We start from the raw sequence: 9,562 nt of genomic DNA on the forward strand, positions 1-9,562 counted from the left end.
TGCCCGCAGCAAGGAGGAAACGCCACGTGAGCCAGTACGTGAGCAGGCTCGGGCGTCGCTCCCCGGCGGCACCCTCAAGGCTCAGGCTGCACCGCAGGCCGCGTCGCGTCGCGATGCTCTCCGTGCACACCTCGCCACTGCACCAGCCCGGCACGGGCGACGCCGGCGGCATGAACGTCTACATCGTGGAGCTGGCCCAGCGCCTCGCCGCGATCAACATCGAGGTCGAGATCTTCACGCGCGCGACGACCGGGGGCCTGCCGCCCACGGTGGAACTCGCGCCCGGCGTCCTCGTACGCCACGTCGACGCCGGCCCCTACGAAGGCCTCGCCAAGGAGGATCTGCCCGCCCAGCTGTGCGCCTTCACGCACGGGGTGATGCAGGCCTGGGCCGGTCACCGGCCCGGCCACTACGACCTGGTGCACTCGCACTATTGGCTCTCCGGCCACGTCGGCTGGCTGGCCGCCGAGCGCTGGGGCGCCCCCCTGGTGCACGCGATGCACACCATGGCGAAGGTCAAGAACGCGGCCCTGGCCGAGGGCGACACCCCCGAGCCCGCCGCCCGCGTCATCGGCGAGACCCAGATCGTCCGCGCCGCCGACCGCCTGATCGCCAACACCTCCGAAGAGGCCGACGAACTCGCCCGTCACTACGACGCCGACCCCGGCAAGGTCGCGGTCGTCCACCCGGGCGTGAACCTCGACCGCTTCCGCCCGGCCGACGGCCGTGCCGCCGCCCGCGCCCGCCTCGGGCTCCCGCAGGACGCCCTGATCCCCCTCTTCGCGGGCCGCATCCAGCCCCTGAAAGCCCCCGACGTACTGCTGCGCGCGGTCGCCGTCCTCCTGGGGGAGCGTCCGGAGCTCCGCTCCAAAATCGTCGTCCCTGTAGTGGGCGGTCCGAGCGGCAGCGGCCTCGCCAAGCCCGAGGGCCTGCAGAAACTCGCCGCCCGCCTGGGCATCGCCGACGTCGTCCGGTTCCGTCCGCCCGTCGGCCAGGACGAGCTCGCGGACTGGTTCCGGGCCGCGTCCGTCCTTGTGATGCCCTCCTACAGTGAGTCCTTCGGGCTCGTCGCCATAGAGGCGCAGGCGACCGGCACTCCGGTGCTCGCGGCAGCGGTCGGCGGTCTCCCCGTCGCCGTACGCGACAAGGAGACCGGCATCCTGGTCCCCGGCCACGATCCCGTCGACTACGCGCGCGTGCTGGGCGATTTCGCCGACGACCCCGCGCTCCCGGACCGGATGGGCGCGGCCGCCGCCTGGCACGCCAAGTCCTTCGGCTGGACCACCGCGGCCTCGGCCACGGCGGACGTCTACACGGCCGCGATCCACGACCACCGTCGTCGCGTACGCTCCCACCATGGCTGACGTACGGCAGGCGGCGCAGGTCATCGAGGGGGTCCTCAAGGACGCCGAACTCGAGTGGGAAAGCCCTGAGCCCGGCAACTACGTGGTGAAGCTGCCCGGCACGCGCAAGCTGTCGACGACCCTCTCGCTGATCGTCGGCAGGCACTCCCTCTCGCTCAACGCCTTCGTCATCCGGCATCCCGACGAGAACGAATCCGGCGTCCACCGCTGGCTCCTGGAACGCAACCTCAAGCTCTACGGCGTCGGTTACGCCGTCGACCCGCTCGGTGACGTCTATGTGACGGGCAAACTGCCGCTGGCCGCGATCACGACGGACGAGGTGGACCGGCTGCTCGGCTCGGTCCTGGAGGCCGCCGACGGCGGTTTCAACACCCTCCTCGAGCTCGGTTTCGCTTCCGCGATCCGCAAGGAGTACGCGTGGCGGGTGTCGCGCGGCGAGTCCACGCGCAACCTGGACGCGTTCACTCATCTGACTCAGCGCCCCGCTGACTGACCCCTGGTCCCGGTCAATCAACCATCGATTAACCACTGCACGCCCCTTTCCCTGCTCCGGGGCCCCGTGGCATGCTCGCCGCCGACGCAATTCTGAACGTCGTTCACATCCATGGAAAAACGGATCCCTGAAAGGACGTGCGTACATGAGCAAGGAGTCAGGCGAGAGGCACCAGAAGGGACACGGGCACCACGAGGGGCCCGAGGGGCATGAGGGGCACGAGAAGCGCCCCAGACATGCGCGCATCTCCAGACGGGCACTGCTGAACGGCGCGACGGCCGTGGCGGTCGGCGCCATGACCGACGGACCGGCCGCGGCCGCCACCTCCCCGCAGGCGGCAGCCCGGGAACGTACGGGCGAAGTGCCCGCCCTCTGGCGGGAGTTCACCAAGTCACCCTTCACGCACCCGCAGATCCCGTACGTCGGCAGGGCCGGTCACCGCGCCGGGGCGGCGCACTTCCCCCGCCGCCCCGTCGTGGCCGACGTCCGCGCGTACGGCGCCAGGGCGGACGCCTCGACCGACTCCGCGCCCGCGATCAACCGTGCCATCGCCGCTGCCGGAAGGGCCGGCGGTGGCACGGTTCTCATCCCGCCCGGCACGTACCGCATCGACGGCCTGATCCGCATCGGCCACTCGAACGTCGTCCTGCGCGGCGCCGGCAGCGACCGTACGAAGCTGTACGCGACCAGGAACCTCACCGAGTTGATCGGCCGCTACGGATCGCGTTACGGGGGCGACAAGTCGTCGTGGTCATGGGCGGGCGGCCTCATCTGGCTCTGTCCGACGGCCCGTTGGGACTCACTCACCGCCGCCGTCAGGGCCGAGGCCTGGCCCTTCGAGGGCTGGACCGGGAACAGCCGGGACGAGTGGCAGACGCTGACGACCGTGGCACCGGCACTCCGCGGCTCCTGGTCGGTCACCGTCGCCGACGCGAAGCACCTGAAGCCGGGCCGGCTCGTCCTCCTCCGCCTCGCCGACGACCCCGGCCACACCCTCCTGAAGCACATGGCGGGCGGCGGTCCCGGCCCGGAGGCGTACCACTGGGACGACAAGACAAAGCTGACCAGTTACGTCCCCTACGAGTGGCCCGTGCGCATCGCGCGCGTGCAGGGCAGAAAGGTCACCCTGGAGCGCCCGCTCCCGCTCGACTTACGCCCCGAGTGGGACCCACGCCTCACCACCCACGTCGAGGCACTCACCGGCGCGGGCGTCGAGGGCCTCACCCTGGAGGCCGTCGAGACCCCGCAGGCGCAGCACCTCCTCGACCAGGGCTACAACGGCGTCACCTTCCAGTGCGCGTACGACTGCTGGGCCGACGACATCGTCGTACGCCATATGGACAACGGTTTCGGCCTGGTGGCGGCGTCGGCCTGCACGCTGCGCCGTACCCGGGTGGCGGGCCGGGGCACGCACCACCCGTACTTCTGCCGCGAGGGCTCGCACGACAACCTCGTCGAGGACTTCACGATCGAGGAACGCACCGCCCCGGCGCCCTCCGGCACCCAGCTCCACGGCATCAACGTGGAAGGCCTCTCCTCCTACAACGTCTGGTCGCGCGGCGACATGCGGATGGGCACCTTCGACTCGCATCGCGGCATGCCCTTCGCGAACGTCCGTACCGACATCACCGTCGAGAACAACGGCCGCCACGGAGGTGACGCCATCGCCGGACCGCTCTTCGGGGCACGCTTCACGCACTGGAACATCCGCGTGACGAACCAGCGGGCCGGCCTGATGAAGATCGACGGCCTCGCTCCCTACAGCGCCACCGTCGGCCTCAACCACTGCACCGAGTTCGGCCAGATCGACGTACCCGACTTCTCCGGAGATCTGCACGCGCGCCTGGAGCTGTACGACACCCAGGGCGTCGTACGACCGCGGAATCTGTACGAGGCTCAGCGCGAGCTGACGCGGGACGTGCCGCGGTAGCGCCCCGGCGTCACGCCCACCAACCGCTTGAAGTGGCGCGTCAGATGGGACTGGTCGTAGAAGCCGGTCGCGGCCGCCACTTCGCCTGGGGCGTGTCCGGCGAGGAGGAGGCGGCGGGCGTGGTCGACGCGGCGGGACATCAGGTACTGGTGCGGGGGCATGCCGAAGGTCGTGCTGAACGCCCGTACCAGGTGGGCCGGGTGGGCGTGGACGAGCCGCGCGGCCTCCTCCAGGGCGATGCCTTGGAGGAGGCGGGCGTCGAGGAGTTCGCGCAGGGTGTGCGCGACTGAGTGGTCGGGCCTCGGCGGCGAGTCCTCGGTCAGCCGGGGGCGCAGGTGACCGCGCAGCCGCTCGCCGATCAGCGCGAGTCGGCCGGCGGCCTCCAACTCGTCGCCGGGCTGCTTCAGGGCCGTGTGCAGCTGCCCGACCCGCCTGCGCAGTACGGGGTCGGCCAGGTCCGGGCCGTCCACCGCCGGGCCGATGAGGCTCTCGTCGAGCTGGGTCGCGTCCAGGTAGATCACCCGCTTGCGGAAGCCGTGCGGGGTCGCGGGCGAGCCGTTGTGCGGGACGTGCGGCGGGAGCAGCGTGACCGTGTCGTGCGGGGTACCGTGCTCGTGCCGGTCGAGGTCGTAGCGTACGGCGCCGTCGTCGACGATCAGGAGGGTCCACGCGTCGTGCACGTGCATGGGGTACGCGTACTCCGTGAAATGGGCGTGGAACACCTCCACGACCCCCGGAACACCCGGGCGCCAGGCGGAGACTTCCTGCCGGGACACCATGCAAAGAACGTACAAGACGGTGTCGTACGACGGACGGCAGTCTCAAGACATGAACGACGTGAACGACGGCCTGACCGGCGAACCCATCCGCTTCGACACCAAGATCGCCGTACTCCTGCGGGACGACCTGGAGTCCTGGCAGCGCCTGAATGTGACCGCCTTCCTGGTCAGCGGCCTGGGGACGGAGCTGCCCGAGGTGATCGGAGAGCCGTACGAGGACGCCGACGGAACCCCGTACCTCCCGATGATCCGCCAGCCCGTGATGATCTTCGAAGCCTCCAAGGAGACGCTGACGGTGGCCCACAGCCGCGCCCTGTCTCGCGCGCTGCCCCGCTCCCTCTTCACCTCCGACCTGTTCTCCACGGGCAACGACCGCGACAACCGGGCGGCCGTACGGGCCGTACCCGCAGGGGAGTTGGACCTGGTGGGGCTTGCCGTGTACGGGCCGCGCAACGGGGTGGACAAGGTGGTGAAGGGGGCGCGGATGCATCCGTGAGCCCTGCGAGCGCAACGAAAATACGGGAGGCGTCACAGGCCGGCGACGGGGACCGGGGCCGGGTGGGCGGCTGGTGGCGGTCAAAGTCATCTAGGACGAGATCGTCGATCATCCCGAGGCGCCGGCCCGGTGCCGGGCGTCTAGGGCTCGTCGGGGGTTGGCAGAGCGGCCCGATGGTGAGCGAGCTGCCGCCATTCGCGGGGCGTGGCGCCGTAGGTCTGGTGGAAGCGGCGTGAGAAATAGGACGGGTCGATGAAGCCCCAGGAGCGGGCGACGGCCCCGATCGTGCGGTGGGCATGCTCGGGCGCGGCCAAGTCTCGGCGTGTGCCTTCCAGACGCCGGCGAATGATCCATTTCTCCAGGCTGAGACCGCCGTTCTCACACAGCCGGTAGAGGGTCCGTACGGAGATGTTGTGGGCCCCGGCGATGCGCTGAGGGGTGAGGCCGGGATCCGTCAGATGCGCGCGGATGTAGGCGAGGACGCGGGTGAGGAGGGTGTCCTCCGCGACTGACCGGCGGGTGCGTTCGTCGGCGGCCACCGACGCGATGGCGGCGCGGGTGAGTTCCAAGGTGGCGGAGGCGAGCGCCTCGGCGCCGGGTCCGGCGCTCAATCGGTCGGCGTCGTGGTGCAGGCCGCGGATGTGCTGCAGCAGCAACGGCCCGATCCGGCTGTGGTGCAGGAGGGGGATCGCGGCGCGGACCAGTTGCTCGGGCAGGCCGAGGCGGACGGCGTCGACCATGAACGCGACGGACAGTCCGCTGCCGGACCACCCGTACTCGTATCCGGCGGTCTTGTGGGCCAGGGCCAGGGCGTCGCGGCCGACGCGCTGCTGGTGGCCGTTCCAGGTGAAGGCGCCCGTGCCCTGGCTCTGGGTGATGATCGAGACGGTGTTCAGGGAGTCGAACCGGGCGTGCCGCGGGGTGCGCCAGATACGCATTCCCGAGCCGTGCGTGGCGAACAGGGTCAGCGGGCCGAACTGCCAGACCTCCAGTCTCTTCCAGATACCGGACTTGGCATTTTCGTGCTCGATCGAGCAACTGCCGCTCTCCCCGGCAGCGACTGCGTGAAAGGCGTCGATCCGATCGGCGGCCGGCAGCTGTGCCGTGTCCAGGACGATCACGATCCCCCCAGGTCGGCCGCAGCGGCATCCGCGCTGCCGGGCCGTCTCCTCGGATTCTGCACATTCTCTGCCCAGCTGTGGGCGGAATGTGTGGATCCTCAAATTCGTCAGCCCCATGCGGTGTGGCAGACATGGCGTGGCAGGCAGGGAACAGAATGCGGCGCACACGGTAAACACCCTCGCGCGCGGCACTGGCACGATCGCCCGAGTCACAGATCCCCCGCATCACGGATCCTCCGAAGTTGGGAGTACTGCCATGGGCATCATCTCCACGACCGACGGCACAGAGATCTTCTACAAGGACTGGGGCAGCGGGCAGCCGGTCGTGTTCAGCCACGGCTGGCCGCTGAACGCCGACACCTGGGACAACCAGCTGCACCTGGTCGCCTCGCACGGCTACCGCGTGATCGCGCACGACCGGCGTGGCCACGGCCGGTCCGGGCAGCCTTGGCACGGCAACGACATGGACACGTACGCCGACGATCTCGCCCAGCTCATCGAGACCCTCGACCTGCACGACGTCGTACTCGTCGGACACTCGACCGGCGGCGGCGAGGTGACCCGGTACATCGGCCGGCACGGCACCGCCCGAGTCGCCAAAGCCGTCCTCCTGGGCGCGGTTCCACCCCTCATGCTCAAGACGGACGCCAACCCCCAGGGCCTGCCGATCGAGGCGTTCGACGCCATCCGCGCCGGAGTGGCGGCCGACCGGTCGCAGTTCTACGCCGAACTCAGCCTGCCCTTCTACGGTTTCAACCGGCCCGGCGCGGACGTCTCGCAGGGCGTGCGGGACGCGTTCTGGCTGTGGAGCATGCAGGTCGGGCTCAAGGGCGCGCTGGACTGCATCCGCGCGTTCTCCGAGACCGACTTCACCGAGGACCTCAAGCGTTTCGACGTACCCACCCTGATCGCGCACGGCGACGACGACCAGATCGTCCCGATCGCGGCAAGCGCTCCGGAGTCGGCCAAGATCGTCAAGGACGCCACGCTGAAGGTCTATCCGGGCGCGCCGCACGGTCTGGTGGGCGCGTTCGAGGACGAGTTCAACGCCGATCTGCTGGCGTTCCTGGCCGCCTGACGATCAGGTCGCCCGACCGCCAGGCGGGCCTGACTGCCAGGCCGCCTGATCACATGAGCCGGTCAGGTCACAAGGACCGGTTACGACACCCGCGGGCACATCAGCGCACTCCAACCCTCCTGTCCCGAAAGGGTTCCTCATGCGTGTTCCTGCACTGCGCCGACTGCTGACAGCACTGGCCGCCGCCGTTCTCATCGTGGCCGGCGCGGTCTCCGCACAGGCCACGTCCCAGCGATCCTCGCAGGCCGAGCGGGCCGAGCAGGCCGGGGCGAAGGGGCCGAAGCCGACCGTCGTGCTCGTGCACGGCGCGTTCGCCGACGCCTCCGGCTTCAACGACACCATCGCACTGCTGGAGAAGTCCGGTTTCCCGGTCCTCGCCCCGGCCAACCCCCTGCGTGACACCGCGGGCGACGCCGCCTACATCTCCAGGTTCCTCGACACCATTCCCGGCCCGGTGATCCTGGCCGCCCACTCCTACGGCGGCGTCGTCATCACCAATGCCGCGCGTGGGCACGCCAACGTCAAGGCCCTGGTGTACCTGGGCGCGTTCGCGCCCGACGAGGGTGAGAGCGCACTTCAGCTGGCACAGCAGTTCCCCGGCAGCGAACTGGGCACCGCTCTCGTCCCCCGCCCCTACCCGCTGCCCGGCGGTGAGGGCACCGACGGCTACATCGCACCCGAGAAGTTCCGCGCGGTGTTCGCGGCCGATCTGCCCGCTTCCAGGACCCGTCTGATGGCGGCCACCCAGCGTCCCGGCTCCGTCGAGGGCCTCAGCGGTGGAAGCGGTGCCCCGGCCTGGAAGTCCATTCCGTCCTGGTACCTGATCCCGACCCAGGACAAGGTCATTCCGCCCGCCGCCCAGCGGTTCATGGCCAAGCGCGCCGGCAGCAGGGTGACCGAGATCCGGTCCTCGCACGTGGTCATGATGTCCCACCCGGACGCCACCGCCCGCATCATCAACGCGGCCTACGCCGCGACCCGTTGACCTGGTGAAGCGCTGACCCGCTGACCGTTGAAGCGTTGACGCGCTGACCCGTTGAAGGAGCGAAGGCTCATGAAACCCGACACCATCGTCCTGATCCACGGCTTCTGGGTGACCCCCCGCAGCTGGGAGTACTGGATCACCCGCTACCAGTCCCAGGGCTTCCGGGTGCTGGCCCCGGCCTACCCCGGTTTCGAGGTGGAGGTGGAGGCGCTCAACGCCGACCCCACCCCGATCGAGGAACTCTCCGTCCCCGCGGTCGTCGCGTCCCTGGAGAAGCTGATCGACGGCCTCGACACCAAGCCGATCATCATGGGCCACTCCGCCGGCGGGGTGTTCACCCAGATCCTGCTGGACCACGGATACGGCAGCGCCGGAGTGGCCATGAACTCCGCCCCCACCGAAGGTGTGGCCACGGTCCCGCTGTCACAGCTGAAGGCGACGTTCCCCGTGCTGAAGAACCCCGCCAACCGGCACAAGGCCGTCGGGTTCACCTACGACCAGTGGCGGTACGCCTTCACCAACACCTTTCCCGAGGACGAGGCCCGCGCCCTGTACGAGCGCTACCACATCCCCGCCTCCGGGCACGTCTTCTGGGGCAGCGCGCTGGCCAACGTCCATCCCGGCCACGCCGACTCGTACGTGAACTACCACAACGACGACCGGGCGCCACTGCTGTTCATCTCGGGCGAGAACGACCATCTGATGCCGCCGAAGATCCAGCGGTCCAATGCCAAGCACTACAAGTCGAACACCACCGTCACCGAGGTCGTCGAATACGCCGGCCGATCCCACCTGATGCCCGCCCAGAAGGGCTGGGAGGAGATCGCCGACCATGCCCTGAGCTGGGCCCTCGATCACTCCTGACCCACACCGGCCGACTCCGGACGGGCCGGGCCGCTCGGGCTGGGCGGTCCGTCCGGAGTCGGTGACGGGACCGGCCCAGACCGCTCGAGCCACAGGAGACGGAGCTCATGACGGAAGTCCGGTTCACCCACATCGGCGGCCCCACCGTCCTCATCGAATTCGCCGACTGGCGGCTGCTGACCGACCCGACGTTCGATCCACCCGGCCGCACGTACGCGTTCGGCTGGGGCACGTCCTCCCGCAAACTCACCGGCCCCGCCTTGCTTCCCGACGACATCGGACCGGTCGACGCGGTACTGCTCACCCACGACCACCACGCCGACAACCTCGACGACGCCGGACGGGCCATGCTCGCCGGTGCCGGCACTGTGGTGACCACCCTGGCGGGGGCGCGCAGGCTGAGCGGAGCCGGAGGGGGGATGAGAGCCGAACGGGGGCTGAGGGGCGTGCGG

10 protein-coding genes are annotated in these 9,562 nt (G+C 69.8%); 8 read left to right on the forward strand and 2 right to left on the reverse strand.

All coding sequences use genetic code 11. From position 1 onward, the window contains the following. The first annotated feature begins 26 nt into the window (after window positions 1-26). The 3 genes from mshA (at window position 27) to G5C60_RS09905 (ending at window position 3,787) form a co-directional block, all read left to right on the forward strand. Window positions 27-1,364 (forward strand): D-inositol-3-phosphate glycosyltransferase, encoded by a 1,338-nt coding sequence (gene mshA / locus G5C60_RS09895; RefSeq protein WP_165256932.1) that lies wholly within the window; start codon window positions 27-29, stop codon window positions 1,362-1,364. Beyond that, window positions 1,357-1,857, forward strand: coding sequence for a type III secretion system chaperone family protein (locus tag G5C60_RS09900; RefSeq protein ID WP_165256934.1), 501 nt, complete (start codon window positions 1,357-1,359; stop codon window positions 1,855-1,857). The genes mshA and G5C60_RS09900 overlap by 8 nt, the downstream gene beginning before the upstream one ends. A 295-nt stretch (window positions 1,858-2,152) precedes the next feature. After that, window positions 2,153-3,787: a glycosyl hydrolase family 28-related protein gene (locus G5C60_RS09905; protein WP_206439315.1), complete on the forward strand. Its 1,635-nt coding sequence runs from the start codon at window positions 2,153-2,155 to the stop codon at window positions 3,785-3,787. Here G5C60_RS09905 and G5C60_RS09910 read toward each other — a convergent pair. After that, complete coding sequence (locus G5C60_RS09910) at window positions 3,754-4,566, reverse strand: helix-turn-helix transcriptional regulator (RefSeq protein WP_165256938.1); 813 nt, start codon at window positions 4,564-4,566, stop codon at window positions 3,754-3,756. The two genes, G5C60_RS09905 and G5C60_RS09910, sit on opposite strands and share 34 nt — an antisense overlap. A gap of 49 nt (window positions 4,567-4,615) precedes the next feature. On the opposite strand from G5C60_RS09910, the gene G5C60_RS09915 reads away from it, so the two are divergent. Next, window positions 4,616-5,062 (forward strand): DUF2000 domain-containing protein, encoded by a 447-nt coding sequence (locus G5C60_RS09915; RefSeq protein WP_241266642.1) that lies wholly within the window; start codon window positions 4,616-4,618, stop codon window positions 5,060-5,062. A 140-nt stretch (window positions 5,063-5,202) separates the two neighbouring features. Here G5C60_RS09915 and G5C60_RS09920 read toward each other — a convergent pair whose 3' ends face one another. Next, window positions 5,203-6,183: a helix-turn-helix domain-containing protein gene (locus G5C60_RS09920; RefSeq protein ID WP_165256942.1), complete on the reverse strand. Its 981-nt coding sequence runs from the start codon at window positions 6,181-6,183 to the stop codon at window positions 5,203-5,205. Window positions 6,184-6,439: 256 nt separating this feature from the next. Here G5C60_RS09920 and G5C60_RS09925 point away from each other — a divergent pair, with 256 nt between their 5' ends. The 4 genes from G5C60_RS09925 to G5C60_RS09940 all read left to right on the forward strand — a co-directional run. Next, the gene (locus G5C60_RS09925) at window positions 6,440-7,261 is read left to right on the forward strand and encodes an alpha/beta fold hydrolase (protein WP_165256944.1); all 822 of its coding nucleotides are present in this window, start codon (window positions 6,440-6,442) and stop codon (window positions 7,259-7,261) included. 139 nt (window positions 7,262-7,400) lie between these two features. After that, window positions 7,401-8,246 (forward strand): alpha/beta fold hydrolase, encoded by an 846-nt coding sequence (locus tag G5C60_RS09930; RefSeq protein WP_165256946.1) that lies wholly within the window; start codon window positions 7,401-7,403, stop codon window positions 8,244-8,246. 69 nt (window positions 8,247-8,315) lie between these two features. Continuing rightward, window positions 8,316-9,110 carry an alpha/beta hydrolase gene (locus G5C60_RS09935; RefSeq protein WP_165256948.1) on the forward strand — a complete coding sequence of 265 codons (795 nt, stop codon included), beginning with the start codon at window positions 8,316-8,318 and terminating at the stop codon, window positions 9,108-9,110. Window positions 9,111-9,217: 107 nt separating this feature from the next. Continuing rightward, window positions 9,218-9,562, forward strand: a 345-nt coding sequence (locus G5C60_RS09940) for an MBL fold metallo-hydrolase (protein WP_165256950.1), incomplete at its 3' end; no start/stop codon positions are given.

Origin of the sequence: Streptomyces scabichelini (genome assembly GCF_011045015.1) — a bacterium.
GTDB classification, from domain to species: Bacteria; Actinomycetota; Actinomycetes; order Streptomycetales; family Streptomycetaceae; genus Streptomyces; species Streptomyces scabichelini.

Coding starts and splice junctions, on each gene's coding strand:
- G5C60_RS09925 (WP_165256944.1), top strand. CDS start 6,440: ATGGGCATCATCTCCACGACCGACGGCACAGAGATCTTCTACAAGGAC.
- G5C60_RS09915 (WP_241266642.1), top strand. CDS start 4,616: ATGAACGACGTGAACGACGGCCTGACCGGCGAACCCATCCGCTTCGAC.
- G5C60_RS09905 (WP_206439315.1), top strand. CDS start 2,153: ATGACCGACGGACCGGCCGCGGCCGCCACCTCCCCGCAGGCGGCAGCC.
- G5C60_RS09930 (WP_165256946.1), top strand. CDS start 7,401: ATGCGTGTTCCTGCACTGCGCCGACTGCTGACAGCACTGGCCGCCGCC.
- G5C60_RS09900 (WP_165256934.1), top strand. CDS start 1,357: ATGGCTGACGTACGGCAGGCGGCGCAGGTCATCGAGGGGGTCCTCAAG.
- G5C60_RS09935 (WP_165256948.1), top strand. CDS start 8,316: ATGAAACCCGACACCATCGTCCTGATCCACGGCTTCTGGGTGACCCCC.
- G5C60_RS09910 (WP_165256938.1), bottom strand. CDS start 4,566: ATGGTGTCCCGGCAGGAAGTCTCCGCCTGGCGCCCGGGTGTTCCGGGG.